General features: G+C 50.1%; 5 protein-coding genes. All 5 read left to right on the plus strand.

Annotation, left to right across the window (positions count from 1 at the left end):
* Positions 1-16 precede the first annotated feature (16 nt).
* Complete coding sequence (locus AC5JLP_RS08730; protein WP_496067544.1) at positions 17-3,709, plus strand: PAS domain-containing sensor histidine kinase; 3,693 nt, start codon at positions 17-19, stop codon at positions 3,707-3,709.
* A gap of 57 nt (positions 3,710-3,766) precedes the next feature.
* Positions 3,767-4,144: a response regulator gene (locus tag AC5JLP_RS08735; RefSeq protein ID WP_496067545.1), complete on the plus strand. Its 378-nt coding sequence runs from the start codon at positions 3,767-3,769 to the stop codon at positions 4,142-4,144.
* Between the two features lie 750 nt (positions 4,145-4,894).
* Positions 4,895-12,013: a Calx-beta domain-containing protein gene (locus AC5JLP_RS08740; protein WP_496067546.1), complete on the plus strand. Its 7,119-nt coding sequence runs from the start codon at positions 4,895-4,897 to the stop codon at positions 12,011-12,013.
* Positions 12,014-12,560: 547 nt separating this feature from the next.
* The gene (locus tag AC5JLP_RS08745) at positions 12,561-17,486 is read left to right on the plus strand and encodes a DUF4347 domain-containing protein (RefSeq protein WP_496067547.1); all 4,926 of its coding nucleotides are present in this window, start codon (positions 12,561-12,563) and stop codon (positions 17,484-17,486) included.
* A gap of 504 nt (positions 17,487-17,990) precedes the next feature.
* The gene (locus tag AC5JLP_RS08750) at positions 17,991-18,887 is read left to right on the plus strand and encodes a DMT family transporter (protein ID WP_496067548.1); all 897 of its coding nucleotides are present in this window, start codon (positions 17,991-17,993) and stop codon (positions 18,885-18,887) included.
* The last annotated feature ends 12 nt before the right edge of the window (positions 18,888-18,899 follow it).

An 18,899-nucleotide genomic window follows, 5' to 3' on the forward strand; every position in this document is an offset into this window, starting at 1 on the left:
CTGAAGCTCCTCTGACATGACGGATCAATCTGACAGTAGCAACAAGACAAAGGAACAGTTAATTGCAGAATTAGAGCAACTGCGGGCAGAACTCGACGATCACAAGCGGCGAGAGGCAGCGCTCTGGCAGAGTAAGCAATTGATTGAGAAAGTGACCAATGATCTACCCCATCATCTCTATATTTATGACCTCGAAACTCTAGCACCGCTATATGCCAACCGTCCCCTGTTAGGTTACAGTCCAGAAGAGATTGTGCAGGGAGGAGGGCGGTTCTTTCTAGATATTTTGCATCCTGACGACCAGAGACGACTAGCTGACTTTGGCAGTCGTTGGGATACAACCGCTGATAGTGAGGTGTTGGAGTTTGATGCCTTTCGCTTTAGACATGCCAATGGGTCATGGCATTGGATGCAGACATGGCAGGTGGTCTTTGCCAGAAATGAGCATGGTAAACCCATACAGGCGTTAGGAACGACGATCGATATCACCGAACGCAAGCTTGCTGAAGACGCTCAACGACGATCGGAAGCAAAGTTCACGAAGGTGTTTCATGCTAACCCTGACCCCATTGCCATTACCACTTTCCCCGATGGGCGGTTTGTGGAAGCAAACGAAAGTTTCTATCAGATTACGGGTTGGAGCCCCGATGCGGTCATTGGCAAGACCTCCAGTGAACTCAAACTTTGGGTCAATGTGGAAGCTCGCGCCCAACTCTACCAGAGCCTTGCAGAAACGGGATCTGTAAACAATCTAGAGTTTGTTTTTCGCACCCAGGCGGGTGAAGTGAAGACAGGTCTTATGTCGATCGATGTGATTGATCTAGAGGGGCAATCCTGCGCTCTTTCGGTCATCAAAGATATCACCGATCGCAAGCGCATAGAGGAAGATTTGCGTCGCAGCAATGCGCTGTTGCAAGCCCAGTGTGAGGCTTCGGTTGCGGGCCTTTGGGTTGTTAATGAGCGCCGTGAAGTCCTTTTCTATAACCAGCGCTTTTGTGAAATCTGGCAAATTCCTCAGTCCATTATTGATACAAACGATTACTGGAAGATTTTCAAGGCAGCACTGAGTCAAGTCAAAGATGTTGATGCCTTTCTCACGAAGGTCGAAGGTCTCTATCAAAACCTGGATGCAGTGAGCCACGATGAAGTGGTTTTGCACAATGGACGCGTGCTCGATCGCCGTTCTGCTCCTATGCGATCATCTACGGGAGAGTACTACGGTAGAGTGTGGTATTTTCAGGACGTCACGCAAGCAAAACAGGTAGAAGCGGCACGATATAGGGCACAAGAGGCATTGCGTCAAAGCCAAGAACGGTACGTTTTAGCCACACGAGCAGCTAGAGTCGGCGTATGGGAAGGGAATTACAAGACCGGAGAATTCTACCTTGATCCTAATTTCAAATTTCTGTTGGGTTACAGTGATGTCGAAATTCCGAATCATTTCGATGCCTGGTTATCGGTCTTTCACTCCGATGATAAATCGATCGTGGCTGATGCGGCTCGACGCTACCTGGAAAAGCAAACACCAGAATTTGCGGTAGAGCATCGTATTTTTCATCGCGATGGCTCTATCCGCTGGTTGATGGCTCGTGGACAGTTAGTTCAAGATGGACAGGATGATAGTAGTCGAATGGTGGGAACAACCACTGATATCACTGAACGTAAACTGGCAGAACAGGCATTGCAGCGCAGTAATGCCATGCTCAAAGTGCAGCAGGAAGCCGCGATCGATGGCATTTTAATTACTAATGAATACGGACAGATTGTGTCTTACAATCAGCGTTTTTGTCTACTCTGGCACCTGGATGAAGCACTACTTCTCAAGGTTGAAGATTTATGCCAGGTACGGGAAGCCGTGCTAGATCAACTCAAAGATCCAGAAGCCTTTCTCCGTCAAACAGACTACTTGAGTGAAAATTCAGATGCTACCTGCCGAAAGGAGTTTCTTTTCAAAGATGGACGAGTTTTTGATGCGTATTCTGCTGGCATGAAATCATCTAGCGGCGAGAATTACGGCAGAATTTGGTACTATCGAGACATTACTGAGATCAAGCAAGCAGAGATTGCTCTCCGCCAAAACGAACAAAAATTTCTTCAACTGACTGAAAATATTCGAGATGCCTTCTTTATCGCGGCTCCCGATTACAGCCAGATGTTTTATATCAGTCCCGCCTATGAAACGATTTGGGGACGCTCCTGTGCCAGCCTTTACCACCAACCCCACTCGTGGTTAGAAGCCGTTCATCCCGACGATCGATCAGGCTTATCATTAACTCTAAAAAGTTTGGGGAATCCGATCGAAGAGCGCTTGGAGTATCGCATTATTCAACCCAATGGTGATGTGCGGTGGGTCTTAACGCGCACCTTCCCGATTTTTGATGAAGCTGGACACGTCCATCGAGTCGCTGGCATTGCGCAAGATATTACGGAACTGAAGCAGATTGAAGCAGAACTGAAGCAGTATCAGGATCAGCTTGAAGCGCTCGTAGTAGAACGGACGAAAGAACTAAATGAAGCGAATCAACAATTACAGCAAGAGCTGCGGCAGCGTGAACAAACAGAAGCCACTTTACGCGAATCAGAACGACGTTGGCGCACGTTAATGGAAGATGTTCGCTTGCTAGTGGTTGGCTTTGATACCCAATTAAACATCACCTATGCCAACCCCTTCTTAGCAGAAGTAACGGGCTACAGCCAGACTGAGCTGGTTGGCAGGAATTGGCTAGATGTCTTTGATCCATCATCTCAATTGCCACAGCTACTAATAGAGCCGGATTTTTTCATTAAAGCGTTTCGAGTGCATCATCAAGATCCATTGCTAACAAAAGCGGGTGAGGTGAGGCAAATTGCGTGGAACTGCACCTTGCTGCATAACGCCCAAGGTAATCCGATCGGGTTTCTTAGCATTGGCGAAGATATCACGGAGCGTTCTTTGATTGAACGCATGAAAGATGAGTTTATTTCAGTTGTGAGCCACGAGTTTCGCACTCCGTTAACGGCGATTCATGGCGCGTTAGATTTACTCATTGACGGCTTAGTGGAACGAAACTCTGATCGCGCTCAACAGTTGCTGACGATCGCCTTTGAAGGGTCTGATCGCCTGGTTCATTTAGTCGATAGCATTCTAGCGTTAGAGCGCTTGGAGTCTGGTGACGTGAAGTTGTTGAAACAACCGTGCCAAATTGCCGATTTGATGATGAAAGCGATTGACTTAACACAATTAATGGCTGCTAGTGCAGGTGTAGATTTGGTCGTTGCACCGTTAACGATCCAGTTAGAAATTGATGGCGATCGCATCCTTCAAGTTTTGACCAACCTACTGAGCAACGCGATCAAGTTCTCATCTAGCGGTGATACAGTCTGGTTAAGTGCAGAGTTGCAGGATGGCGATCGCTGGGTGAATCGCAACGTGAAAGATGATGCCACCGCCTCATTCGCCCGCGTCCCGACTCCCCCACCCTTTCGGTCTTGCATCCTATTCTCTGTTAAAGACCAGGGGCGCGGCATTCCTTCAGATAAATTAGAAACGATTTTCGAGCGGTTCCAGCAGGTTGATACCTCTGATTCTCGCCAAAAAGGTGGCACAGGCTTGGGCTTAGCGATCTGTCGTAGCATTGTACAGCAACACAATGGACGGATTTGGGCTGAGAGCACGCTAGGCGAAGGCAGTAGTTTTTATGTGATGCTTCCGGTTGATGAGCAAGATTGATCACACCGATCGCTGTAGCAATCCCACTATGATGAAGTGTGGCGTTGGGATTAACTTATGAGTAAACGAATTTTGGTGATTGACGACGAAGGAGGTGTGCGCACAGTCATTCAAATTAGCCTGGAAATGGCTGCTGGGTGGGAAGTTGTCACCGCAGCTTCTGGTACTGAAGGCTTAGAGAAAGCAGCCGAGTACCACTTTGATGCCATTTTGCTGGATGTGATGATGCCTGAAATGGATGGTCTTGCTACGTTTGAGCAATTGCAAGCAAGCGCCACGACTTGTCGAGTACCCCTGATTTTACTAACGGCTAAAACCAGCAAACATGAGCATCAGCAGTTTGCCCAACTTGGCATTAAAGGCATTATTACAAAACCCTTCAAAGCCCGCGAATTAGTGGCTGACATTCAGACAATTCTGCATTGGGATACGTAAGTACCTCATCCAGGATACTTCAGCGTAGCTGCGTTCACGTTTCATCGGCCTGGTTTGTCGGGTAGTTTTACGGTGATGATCCCCTCAAAATAAAGAAGGCATGTGGATTAAGACCTGTAACAGCAGATTCACAAAATATTCACACTTCTGCGTTTTGATCATGGCAGATGGGCATCACCACGTACAATTGATCACCAGCAGGGTTGGCTTTTAACGGCAGTATGCTCGCCAAGTTCTTCAAGGCCAAGTTTTTCAAACTCTGCATTCTACCCGCCTCAACGGTTTGCCTAAAGCTTGATTAAACCTACCAACACTCAGTGCGTCACAGGTTGTTGAACAATATTTGCTCATTCGCTCTTTGCTAATTTGGTGCTAGGGCAGAATGCGATCGCCCCTTAAAGATTTAGGACTTACGCACTTGCCCCCAAACCCCCATTGCTGGGGGCTTTAGTTGGCTCTGTTCCCCCAAAATTGGGGGCTAGGGGGCGAAAGATGACCGCTTTTGCGTAAGTCCTAAGATTGCTCTATTCACTTGCAACCAGCATCAAACTTTCGCTTATCAGACTCAGCGGCAGACTTGTACTTTGCACCTCCAGGTTGCCCCACTGATTCTGTGGATAGATTCCATTCGTTTTGACAGTTAAACGTCTTGATGGCGATGCTTAGCCCTCGGTTGTTCGCTGAGATAGTTGTTTATGCGTCCACTTAGAACACTACACACCGCACACCAGACAGATCAGGACTTCACTCATGGCTACTTACTACATTTCTGGAACCGGAAACGATAGCAACAATGGTTCCAATGAATCTCAAGCCTTTCGCACCTTCAATCAAGTTCGCCGCGTGCTACAAGCCGGAGATACCGTGCTAGTGATGAACGGCACTTACGAAAATTTAGCGCCCAATAGCAACATTATCAATATCTCCGGGTTACAGGGTACAGCAGCACAGCCTACCACAATCAAAGCTTACCCCGGTGCAACACCCGTTCTGCAAGCACATGGCAATAATTGGAACGCCATTGGTATCACGGGGTCTTCCCATGTCGTCATTGAAGGGTTGACTCTAAGGGGCGCACGCGATGAAATCACTCTGGCCTATGCCCTAAGCCAACGGTTTAACCTGGGTAATCCGGCAACCTCTGGCAATGGCATCTTTGCTACCTTTCAGAATGGAACGAATAGCACCGAAGCTGAAAAGATTCATTCCACCCACATCACCCTTCGTAACAACACAGTTTCCAATTTCCCAGGAGCGGGGATAGCCACCACCGAGGCTGATTACCTCCTGTTTGAGAACAATATTGTCTCTGGTAATTCCTACTATTCGCCCTACGGTACTCAAGGAATAAGCAACCTCCGACTCTGGAACTCGGATAATAATACAACTGACTACAAGGTCATCATGCGGGGCAATATTTCCCACGACAACATCCAGAAGGTGCCGTGGAATCAACTCGCAAGTGGAGAAATCACAGAAGGGCACGGCATCATGATCGACACTGCCTATGATGCCGTTGGCAATGCCTACAGAGGCAAAATTTTGTTTGCCGACAACGTTGCTTACAACAATGGAGGCGCAGGCATCAACGTCTTTAAAAGTGAAGCCCCTATAGATTTGATCAACAACACAACCTATCAGAATGGGAGTGTTTTGACGGATACTGGAAATATTGCCGTCAACGAGGCACAAAATGTACGTGCTTACAACAACATCATGTATGCGAGAACTGGCGGCAAAGCCAACTCGATCAACAACACCAGCAGCAATGTTGTTTTTGATCGTAACCTCGCCTACAACGGTGACTTTAAAGCGTCTGACGATCCGAATGCCGTAGGGTTAAACAACCTTGTGGGACAAGATCCACAGTTTGTGAATGCGGCAGCTCGCAATTTTGCACTCAGAGCGGGTAGCCCCGCGATCGACACAGGTTCGACTCTGTTCAACAGTGTAGTCAGTACTGATATTCTCGGTGCCAGTCGTCGAGATGGGGATGGCATCAACGGCGTACAAACCGATCTGGGCGCTTACGAATACACTGGCTCACCAACGCTGACCGCCAGCAATCTCTTCCTTGCGTCCACCAATGCAGTCAGAAATGAGGGTAACGCAGGCACTACACCGTTCACCTTCACGATGACTCGAATCGGCAATACAAGTGGTGCAACCAGCGTAAATTATGCGATCACAGGTAGTGGTGGCAGAGCCGCCAATGCAGCAGATTTTGGTGGAACATTGCCGACAGGCACCGTCAATTTTGCTGCGGGTGAAACCAGCAAAGTGATCACCGTGAATGTGAGCGGTGATGCTACGGCTGAGGCGGATGAAGGGTTTACCGTCACCCTTTCTAACCCATCAGCTAACACCTTTATTAACACAGGAACGGCAACGGGCAAAATTCTCAATGAGGATTCTGCAACGCTGTCGATTGCGGGTACGGGCAATTACAAAGCCGAAGGTACAGGCAGTACCACTCCCTATAGCTTCACGATCACCCGCACAGGCGATACAACGGGCGTTACCACTGTCGATTTTGCTGTTAGAGGTGTCACTGCCAACCCAGCAGATGCGGCTGATTTTGGTGGTACGTTTCCCACTGGGACAGTCACGTTTGCTGCCAATGAAATCACTAAAACCATTACCATTAATGCGATCGCCGATTCAACCTTGGAGGCTGATGAAGCGTTCCAGGTATCTCTCTCAAATGTGAGCGGCGGTGGAACCATTACCGCTGGTCAGGCTACTGGCTATCTGCTGAACGATGACGTGTCTACGCTGGTTCCAGCATTTGCGATCGCGGCGACGAACGCTGACAAAGCCGAGGGAAATGCGGGCACCACCCCCTTTACCTTCACCGTCACGCGGAGTGGCAAAACTGACATCGCTGCCAGCGTCGATTATCGAGTGGCAAATGCAGGTTCTAACCCTGCGAATGTGGCTGATTTTGGCGGTACCTTCCCCTCTGGAACGGTGAACTTTGCCGCGGGCGAAACCCGTAAGGTCATCACCATTAATGTGAACGGCGACACTACGGGTGAGTCCGATGAAACTTTTTTTGCCATCCTCTCAAATCCAAGTGGAGGCGGCACCATTACAACTGCCAGAGATACAGGTACCATTCGCGATGATGATGCAAGTGCCCCGTCAACCACACTCGCTATTGCCGCCACCAATGCCAGCAAAGCCGAAGGCAATGTAGGCACAACGCCTTTTACCTTCACGGTGACGCGGGCGGGAAATACCACAGGCACAACCAGCGTCAATTATGCGCTCACGGGTAGTGGCGCTAATGCTGCTAATGCTAGTGATTTTGGCGGCACCTTACCCACAGGTACGGTGAGTTTTGCAGCGGGTGAAACCAGCAAAGTGATCACCATTAATGCTAGTGGTGATAGTGCGGTTGAATCAGACGAAGGGTTTACCGTCACGCTCTCCAGACCGAGTGGGGGAGCCACGTTAACCACAACCTCTGCCACAGGCACCATCCAAAATGATGATGTTGTGGTTGCGACTCCAACGACACTGGCGATCGCCCCAATCGCTGCTGACAAACCGGAAGGCAATACGGGTACCACACCCTATACCTTTACCGTGACACGCAGTGGCGACACCGCAGGCGCAACCAGTATCGATTACGCCGTCATGGGCAACGGTGTGAACGCTGCTGCTGCAGCAGACTTTGGTGGCACTTTGCCCACGGGCACGGTGAACTTTGCAGCGAATGAAACTAGCAGACTGATTACAGTAAACGTCAACGGTGACACCACGATTGAATCCAACGAAGGCTTTGCCGTGACTCTCTCGAACCCCACGGGAGGAGCCACACTGACGACGGCAACTGCCACAGGTAATATTCAAAACGAGGATGGAATACCAATGGCTGGCAAAATCTATTATGTTTCAGGCACAGGCAGCGACAGTAACAACGGCTTAAGCGAAGGGGGAGCCTTTCGCACCCTGCAAAAAGCGGCAAACCTGGTGCAGGCTGGCGATACGGTGCTGGTGATGGATGGCAATTATGAGAATCCTGGTAAAACAGTACTCCTGATTCGCGATAAGCATGGGACAGAGGCTGACCCAATTACCTTCAAAGCCTATCCTGGGGCAAAGCCAACGATTAACTCAGACGGTTCTTATGCGGTGATTGTCTCTGGGTCTTCCTACGTCACGATCGAAGGACTGACTTTGATTGGCGCTAAAGACAAGATCACCTTAGACTACGCCGAATCACAAAAAAATGTCACCGACGATCCACTCACCAAAAACAGTGGCATTGCGATCGCGTCAACTTATGACGGTAATGGCAACCCCGTCATCTTTTCTGACCATATCACCATTCGCAACAACACCATTACCAAGTTCTCTGGTGGCGGTATTGGCAGCAATATGGCAGACTACGTCACGATTGAGAATAATACGGTTTCTGAGACATCCTGGTATACCAACAATGGCTCAAGTGCAATCAGTATTTTGCACAGCCGTGATTCTGATAGCAACACCACCGACTACAAGATGATTGTGCGGAACAATGTGGTGTATGACAACCAGAGTTTGATTCCGTGGCTACCAGCCGGAAAAATTACCGAGGGACACGGCATCATTATTGATGACAACCGCAACACTCAAGCAAGCTCAGGTGTTCAAGGAGACCCCTACGATGGCAAGATCTTAGTTTCAAACAATACGGTCTACAACAATGGTGGTTTTGGCGTTAACGTTTTTCAATCTGAGCATGTAGATGTTGTCAATAACACGCTGTATCAAAACTCTCGCAACCCCGATTTAAATGGTGAGATTATCACAGCGGGTGCCAACAACATTCGAGTTGAGAACAACATTATGTATGCGCGGGATGGTCGCCGTGCCAATCTGATTACGGGTTCTACTGATGTTGTGTTTGATCGCAACCTCGCCTACAATTCCTCGATCGCCTTTCAAGCTGCGAGTCCGCCTAATGCGGCACTGGGTGGCGGGGCTGCTTATGTTGATTCTGCCGCAGCTAATGCGGAAGCTGCCAATGTCTTAGTTGCCGGATTGCAAAATATTGTGGGACAAGATCCCAAATTTGTTGATCCTGCCAAGGGCAATTTTGCGCTTCAGGGAGGTAGCTCGGCGATCGATGCGGGTTCTACCGCCTTTAGTAGTGCCGTTGGTACTGATGGGCGGGGTACCACGCGTCGGGATGGCGATGGCATTAATGGCATTCAAACGGATATAGGGGCGTATGAATATACAGGCACACCAACCCTGACTCCTGCCTCGATCTTGATTGCAGCAACAGATGCCGTACAAGCTGAAGGTAATAGCGGTACAACTCCCTTTACGTTCACCGTCACCCGCACAGGCAATACTACCAGTGCTGTAAGTGTAGATTATGCCATTACAGGCAGTGGGTCTAACTTTGCGAATGGAGCAGATTTTGCTGGTGGGAACTTTCCTACTGGAACCATCAATTTTGCTGCCAACGAAACGAGCAAAACCCTCACGCTTAATGTGCAGGGAGATGTCACAGCAGAGCCAGATCAAGGCTTTACGGTAACGCTGTCTAACCCTTCGGCAGGAGCGGCGATCGCCACTGCCAGCGCCAGAGGTGTGATTCAGAATGATGATTCTGCCACCCTCGAAATTGCAATTCTCAATGGTTGGCAGATGGAAGGCGATTACGCTTCCACACCTTACAAATTTACGGTGTTCCGCAGTGGTGATCTTTCAGGTACGACCGAAGTCACCTATACCGTGCGTGGCACTGGCGCAAACCCAGCCGATGCCAATGACTTTGGTGGTACATTCCCCACCGGAACCATCACGTTTTTACCCAACGAAACCAGCAAAGAAATCACCATTAATGCGGCTGGAGACCTCACCAATGAACTCGACGAAGGGTTTTTGGTTGCCCTCTCTGGTGCCACGAGAGGAGCTACCCTCACGACAGGAGCCGCTGGAGCCACTATTCGCAATGATGATAATAAGGCGATCGTCACCATCGCTGCCACCGATGCTAATGCCGCAGAAGCGGGTACCAACCCTGGTCTCTTTACCGTTACCCGCACAGGCAGCACAACCGATCCGCTTACGGTCGATTACACCATTGGTGGGACGGCGACCAATGGCACAGACTACACTTCGATCAAAAAGAACGTTACGATTCCAGCAGGAGCGGCATCCGCTACGATCGCACTTATACCGACTGACGATGCTTTAGCAGAAGGGAATGAAACCGTTAGCTTGACGCTCTTAAACGGCAGAAACTATAAGTTAGGAACGAGTGGCACCGAAACGGCAGCCGTGACGATCGCCGACAATGAAACTGCGACTGCTACCACGCTAGCGATCGCGGGTATCAACGCCATTCGACCTGAGAGCAACAGCGGCACAACCCCATACACCTTCAGCGTCACTCGCAGCGGCGATACCACTAGCGCCACGAGCGTAAATTATGCGGTCACGGGTAGCGGTGTAAATCCGGTTAACGCGGCTGACTTTGGCGGCACCTTACCGGCTGGGGTTGTCAACTTTGCCGTTGGTGAAACCAGCAAAGTGATCACCGTGAATGCGAGCGGAGACACGACCATCGAACCGGATGAGAACTTTACTGTAACCCTATCCAGTCCAACTGGAGGGGCATCACTGATTACAAACACCGCTACTGGCACCATTCAGAATGATGACGGTGCAACTGGGGGAAATGCCGCGCCCACGATCGCCACACCGATCGCCGATCTATCTGCCACTGGGAAAACGCCCTTTAGCTACACAGTTAAGGCTGGTACGTTTGTTGATCCAGATGGCGATGCATTGACCTATCAAGCCACCCTAGCAAGTGGCAACCCTTTGCCGAGTTGGCTGACCTTTAACCCTACGACTCGCACCTTTAGCGGCACACCCACCAATGCTAACGCGGGAACAGTGGCGATCGACCTGACCGCTTCTGATGGCAACGGCGGCAGCAGCAAGGATTCGTTCAATCTCACCGTCGTTGCTGCACCCAATCAGTCACCCACCCTCAATTCCAATAATACAATTCCCGACCTGACAGCCACTACAGCCAGCCCCTTCAGCTATACGGTCAATGCCAACACCTTTGTCGATCCCGATGGTGATTCACTCACCTTGCAGGCAACCTTAGCCGATGGTGGCAGTTTACCGACCTGGTTGACCTTCAATCCAACGACCCGCACCTTCAGCGGCACGCCAACGAGTACCACAAACCCTCTAAACATCGGCTTGACCGCTTCAGATGGTAAGGGCGGTAGTGTGAAAGATACCTTTACCCTCACGCTCCAACCTGCATCACCTGGCACACCATCATCAACCGCGCTCAATGGCACTGACCAATCGGAAACGTTAGTCGGTACGGCTGCTACCAACCAGATTTATGGCTTTGGCGGACAAGACCTGCTGACGGGTGGTGCTGGGCAGGATCAGCTCTATGGTGGCGATGGCAACGATCGACTCTGGGGACGTGCGGGCGATGACCAACTCTACGGTGAATTGGGCAATGATCAGCTCTATGGTGGCGACGGTAACGACAGCCTGTTTGGAGGCGTTGGGGACGACCAACTCTTTGGTGATGCTGGGGATGACTGGCTTGATGGCGGCCTTGGCAACGATGTGTTGTCGGGTGGTGCGGGTGCAGATACGTTTGTAGTGGCTCGTGACCACGGCATCAAAACCATTCGTGATTTTGAAGTCGGTACTGACAAACTCGCCTCAGGGAATGGGCTTAGTTTGGGTAGCTTGCAGCTACAGCAGCGAGGCAGTCAAACCTGGTTAGTTGACAATGTGCTCAATCAAGTGGTGGCAAAGCTCGATGGTGTGAATGCCTCTACACTTTTGACGAAAGCCTCGACGACCTTTGTCAATATCTAGTAGACGATCGCCTCCACGAATGAACCATATAGAACGGCTGAGTATTTACCCTTAAATATTCAGCCGTTTTATGTTCAATCCTTTCTTCAGATAATGCTGACAATGGAGCAAACCAACAGGTGAATTTACAGATGAATTACCGCCATCAAAGTACATTTACAGAGGCGATCGCTCAAAAATGAAGAACCGATGTTGATATGAAGCAATCGCAAAACTTTCACAAAATATTCACCTTCCCAAGATTTCATCGTTGCATGGGCATCAAAAAGTGTTCTTAAACACGATTAACATCTGACTCAAGAAATTGAAGCAACGAATCCCATGATTGGGGATTCATCTACCAGTTTTTACACAGCACATCGGTCTAAATGGTTCGAGACATGGAATTAAACGGTGGAAAGGGCGAGAACGTTTGTTCAAGGGTAACCACCGTCCTTGTCTTAACTAACTACTGCGACTTTCAGTCCCCAAGTCATCCGTCGAGGGCGCATTTACCATGCCATTTTGGCAACTTCTAACCCACGGATAAAGTCTCAGAGGAATCATCATGACTGTTCAACTCTCTCAGCCAACGCAACAAGACGCTGTTCAGAATACCCTTGTCTTCATTGATGCTGCGATCGCCGATTATAGTGCACTGGCGCTAGGAGTGCTTCCTGGTGCAGAAGTCGCTATGCTCGATCCACGTTTGGATGGCGTTGAGCAGATTACCACCGTGCTCAAAGAGTATGTCAACCTTAGCAGTATTCAAATCATCTCCCACGGGGCACCGGGAAGCGTGCAACTGGGTAACACATACCTCAGCACAGAGACTCTGGTAGATTACAGCTTGCAATTGCAGCAGTGGCGGACAGCTTTGGCAGAAGAGGCTGATATCTTGCTGTACGGCTGCAATGTAGCGGCGACTGAAGCAGCCGATGGCAGAAATGGAGTCGCGTTTATTAACCACCTGAGTTTGCTGACTGGCGCAACAGTGGCAGCCTCCAATAGCTTGACAGGAGCTAAAGGCAATTGGAATTTAGAAGTCTCTACAGGCGCAGTCAAATCTACGCCTGCTTTCCACCCTGAAGTAATGGCAAATTATCAGGGCACCCTAGCGACTTACTACGTTTCGGGCACAGGCAGCGACAGTAACGACGGTTCCAGCACATCACAAGCCTTTCGTTCGTTGCAAAAAGCGGCGGATCTGGTGCAAGCAGGCGATACCGTCCTGGTGATGGATGGCACCTATACAAGTGGTTCCACCAAAGCAACGCTGGCGATTCGGAACAAACAAGGCACTGAAGAAAACCCAATTACGTTCAAGGCGTATCCTGGTGCTAATCCAGTCATTGACTCTCAAGGTGCCTCCGCCATTTCGATTTCAGGTTCTTCCTACGTGGTGGTAGATGGGTTTACGGTCAATGGACCTCTCGACAGCATCACGATGGAGTATGCGGAGTCGCAAAAAGATAACAGCAGCAACCCATTGATCAATGGATCTGCGATTTCCATCCAGCCCTCATACGATGGCACGGGTCAAAACATCGTTAACTATTCCAACCATATCACCATCAGCAATAACACGATCTCCAAGTTTCCCGGTGGTGGTATTGGTTCCAACATGTCGGATTACATCACCATTGAGAACAACACAATCTCTGAAACATCGCTATACAGCACTCTGGGAACTAGTGCCATTAGCATCTTGCACAGCCATAATTCTGACAGCAACACGACTGACTACAAATTTGTGATTCAGGGAAATACCATTCACGACAATATCCAATTGATTCCCTGGATTCAAGCGACAAAAGTGTCAGAAGGGCATGGCATCATTCTTGACTCCAACAGAAATAATGAAGTTGATTCAGATGTCAAAGAAAGCGCCTATGAGGGCAAGTTTCTGATTGCCAACAACACAGTTTATGACAACGGTGGCTTTGGTGTTACCGTCTTTCAATCTGAGAATGCAGATATTGTCAACAACACGCTGTATCACAACTCCAGCAACCTGGATGTCAAAGGTGAAATTTCAGTCATCAATTCTGGCAATGTGCGGGCTGAAAACAACATCATGTCCGCGAGAGATGGCAGTCGTTCCAACTTAATTTATCAATCGTCAGATGTTATTTTTGACAATAACCTGACCTATAACTCTTCAACGACGTTTCAGTCAACCAGTCCCGCTGGTGCCACAATGGGTTCGGGTCAATCCTATGTGGATTCGTCAGCCAATAATGCAGCGGCAACTAATGAAACCAGTGCCAAACTGCAAAACATCATTGAACAAGATCCCCAATTTGTTGATCCAGAAAATGGAGATTTTACGCTTAAAGCAGGGAGTTTGGCGATCGATGCGGGTTCCAGCGATTTTAGCAGCGTGGTCAGCACCGACGCAGACGGAACAACCCGCCGCGATGGGGATGGCATTAATGGCGTAGAAACCGACATTGGCGCTCACGAATATACAGGCACCCCGACGCTGACACCTGCTTCACTGTTTATTGCCGTGAAAGATAGCATTAAATCAGAGGGTAATAGCGGCACAACACCGTTTACCTTTACGATTACCCGTTCTGGCGATACGACCAGTGCCGTCAGCGTGGATTACGCCGTCACGGGCAGTGGTTCTAAGACGGCGAATGCTGCCGATTTTGGCGGAACATTGCCTGGTGGCACCATTAATTTTGCCGCCAATGAAACCAGCAAGACCTTAACCATCAATGTCCAGGGGGATACCACAGCCGAACCTGATGAAGGCTTTACCGTTACCCTTTCAAACGCGTCGTCGGGTGCCACGATCGCCACTGCCACTGCCACAGGCACGATTCAAAATGAGGATTCGGCAACGATCGAAGCGAAAGCGGTCAGTACCTACCGATCGGAGGGCGATACAGGCACGACACCGTTCACCTTTAACGTCATTCGCAGCGGTGACGTTTCGGGCACAACCAAGGTGAGCTATACCGTCAGTAGCGGTACTGGGACAAATCCAGCCAGCGCCGATGATATTGAAGGCGGATTTTACACGGGTACCGTCACCTTTCTGCCCAACGAAACGAGCAAACAGGTCGCCATCAATGTCAAAGGCGATCTCACGGACGAATCAAACGAGACCTTTCTAGTCGTTCTATCTGATCCAGATAAGAAGGCGACCTTTACCAATTCAGCTATTGGAGCCACGATCGTCAACGATGACTCAATACCCGTCGTTACCATTGCCGCCACTGATGCCGATGCGTCAGAGACGGGTTCAGATCCTGGTCAATTCACCGTTACTCGCACTGGCAGTACGACCGATTCATTAGTTGTAACCTACTACATTTCTGGCACTGCCACAAACCTTGCCGATTACACCGATGCAACCACAAGCAAAACGCTTGCCAAAAACGTCACGATTCCAGCAGGGTCATCATCAGCGACGATCACGATCGCACCGAAAGATGACACTGTGGCGGAGGGCAACGAAACCGTTATCTTAACGATCGACTCAACTAGCAGGTATAAGATCGGCACGGATTCAACCGGAACGGTGACGATCGCCGACAACGAAACGGGCACTCCAACGACATTGGCGATTGCGGCTACCAGTGCGTCGAAAGCAGAAGGCAACAGCGGCACCACTCCCTACACCTTTACAGTCACTCGTAGTGGCGACACGACAAGTGCTACCAGTGTCAATTATGCCGTCACTGGCTCTGGTACAAACGCTGCAAAGGCTGCTGACTTTGGCGGTACATTGCCTACTGGTACTATCAGCTTTGCGGCAGGCGAAACCAGCAAAGTGATCACTCTAAATGCCAGCGGTGACACAACCGTTGAATCGGATGAAGGCTTCACTGTCACGCTCTCCAGTCCGACTGGTGGAGCCACGCTGACCACTGCCACTGCCACAGGCACGATTCAAAATGATGATGTTGCTACGACCACGACCGATTTGGCGATCGCGGCTATCAGTGCGTCGAAAGCAGAAGGCAACAGCGGCACCACTCCCTACACCTTTACAGTCACGCGCAGTGGTGACACAACTAGCGCCACCAGCGTAGACTATGCTGTCACGGGCAGTGGCTCCAATGCTGCGAATGCCGCTGACTTTAGCGGTACTTTACCGACGGGCACTGTAACGTTTGCGGCCGGTGAAACCAGCAAAGTCATCACTGTGAATGCCAGCGGTGACACAACGGTAGAATCGGATGAAGGCTTCACGGTAACACTCTCCAGCCCGACTGGTGGTGCGACACTGACCACCGCTACCGCATCAGGCACGATTCAAAACGACGATACTGCTAGTAGCGGTAATACGGCACCCACCCTCAACAGTGCTAATGCCGTTCCTGACCTAACCGCTGCCGGAAAACAAGCTTTCAGCTATACGGTTGATGCCAATGCCTTTACTGATGCCGATGGTGATACCCTCAGCTACACAGCGACGTTGGGCGATGGCAGTAGTTTACCCACCTGGCTAACCTTTAATTCTACGACGCGTACCTTTAGCGGCACGCCTACCAATGCCAATGCTGGTACATTGACCATTGACCTGACGGCTTCTGACGGCAATGGTGGCAGCAGTAAAGACACCTTTACGCTGACAGTCAATGCCGCTACTAACCAATCCCCTACTCTCAACAGCGCTTACACCATTCCTGACCTGACGACCACTGCAACCAATCCCTTCAGTTACACCGTCAATCCCAAGACGTTTGCTGATCCAGACGGCGATACCCTGACCTACCAAGCCACGTTAGAGGATGGTAGCAGCTTACCGAGCTGGCTGACCTTTAACGCGGCTACAGGTACTTTCAGCGGTACACCCACTAGTGCAAGCGCGGGCACCTCAACCATTGTGTTGTCTGCTTCTGATGGTAACGGTGGCACTATTAAAGATACCTTCACTCTTACGGTACAGCCGTTAATACCCAGCACACCATCGTCCTCCACGCTTAATGGCACTGACTTGTCTGAAACTTTGGTAGGTAAGACGACAGCCAACCAGATTTATGGTTGGGGTGGGCAAGACCTGCTGACGGGTGGTGCTGATCAAGATCAACTCTATGGTGGCGATGGGAACGATCGCCTCTGGGGGCATGCTGGAAACGACACGCTTTACGGCGATAGTGGTAACGACCAACTCTGGGGTAATGCTGGAAACGACACGCTTTACGGTGGCGTGGGGGATGACCAACTGTTTGGTGATGCTGGCGCTGATTGGCTTGATGGCGGTAGTGGCAATGATGTGCTGACAGGGGGTGCTGGTGCCGATACGTTTGCCCTAGCGCGCGGACAAGGCATCAAAATCATTCGTGATTTTGAGGTCGGTACCGACACAATTGCTTTAGGCAGTGGCTTTAACCTCAGTGAGGCGCTGCTGCAACAACGAGGAAGCCAAACCTGGGTAATCGACAACTCGCTGCATCAGGTTGTTGCGAAGTTGGATAGCGTGAATGCATCTCTGCTGCAAGAGAAAGTAAAGACCACCTTTGTCACGGTTTAGCCAGACGAGCGGTTGCTTTGTCTCCCGCATTGTAAGGTTCTTATACCAGTTTGATTGCTATAGCCGTCGCCATGTGTAATATGACAACGGCGAGTCAGAAAGCCTACTCAAACTAGGCGTTTAGCCCATTGCTTTGTCTAGGCTTTCTGACCAAGCTACATAGTGATTCTAAGAGGATATTTGGAGATACGAAGAAGTCAAAAAAGTTCAAGCAAATCCTTTGCAACACTCGCATTAAGTCTCTGAGATTGAGTATCCAATCGAAGCAGTGCTTGAAATGGCGATCGCAAGTTTTCTAGACTCAGAGGCGCTTGAGTTTTGCAGATTGCAAACGAGGGCGGGGTCAATAGCGCATTCTCTAATCGGCAATAGCGCGGTCTACTAATTCAAATGCAGCGGACAGATGAAAGCCGCTGGTGCTGAGTTCGAGGTTGTCTGGTGCCGCAGATTGGAAGCGATCGACAAAGCGTCCTTTCTTGTTTCATGACGTTAAGAGACCTTTTTGTGTCAAAACATGAATCAGCGCGTTGGCCCGCTCTGCTGGCGCTCTTAGCACTGGCGCTCATCTGGGGTTACAACTGGGTGCAAATGAAAATTGCGGTGCAGTATGCGCCACCGTTCCAGTTTGCAGCACTGCGGATTACGCTGGGGGCAGTGAGCTTACTTCTGGCGCTGTTGTGCTGGCGGAAACCTCTTTGGCCGAAAGAATTTTTGTTCACGTTTTGGGCTGGGTTTCTCCAAATTGGTGGCGTATATGGGTTAGCAACCTTGGCCCTGGTCAGCGGCGGTGCGGGCAGAACGTCTGTGTTGGTCTACACGATGCCGCTATGGACGCTCTTACTGGCGTGGTTCTTCTTACGTGAGCGGGTGCAAGGTTTGCAGTGGATCGCGATCGCCCTGAGCCTTGCCGGACTGCTGCTTATTTTGGATCTACAGCATCTACACGGCACGATCGTCAGTAAAGTGCTGGCTCTGCTGGCAGGTCTGTGTTGGGCTGGTGGTGCCATCATTGCCAAGCGAGTCCGGCAAACGGTTAAGCTTGATTTGCTGTCATTTACAACATGGCAAACGGTTGCAGGGGCGATTCCCCTGGTGCTGATGGCTCTCTTTACTCCGTCCACTCCCATTGTGTGGTCGCAGCCTTTTGTTTTTGCGCTCGTTTATAACATCATTCCAGGAACCGCGATCGCCACTTTACTCTGGCTTTTTGTTTTAAACCGTCTTTCGGCGGGTACGGCAGGTTTAGGCGTACTGTTGAATCCGGTTGTAGGAGTGTTAGCGGCCTGGATACAGCTTGGTGAAACGCCAACTGCTCTCGAAGCCGCAGGAATGGGCTTAATTGCGATCGCGCTGGCCCTAAATGCGTTTCAGGCGATGAAACCGCCGTCTCCAATCATTTAGTCACTGGTCGAT

The sequence above is a fragment of the Stenomitos rutilans genome (assembly GCF_059505485.1).

Coding starts and splice junctions, on each gene's coding strand:
- AC5JLP_RS08745 (WP_496067547.1), top strand. CDS start 12,561: ATGACTGTTCAACTCTCTCAGCCAACGCAACAAGACGCTGTTCAGAAT.
- AC5JLP_RS08730 (WP_496067544.1), top strand. CDS start 17: ATGACGGATCAATCTGACAGTAGCAACAAGACAAAGGAACAGTTAATT.
- AC5JLP_RS08735 (WP_496067545.1), top strand. CDS start 3,767: ATGAGTAAACGAATTTTGGTGATTGACGACGAAGGAGGTGTGCGCACA.
- AC5JLP_RS08740 (WP_496067546.1), top strand. CDS start 4,895: ATGGCTACTTACTACATTTCTGGAACCGGAAACGATAGCAACAATGGT.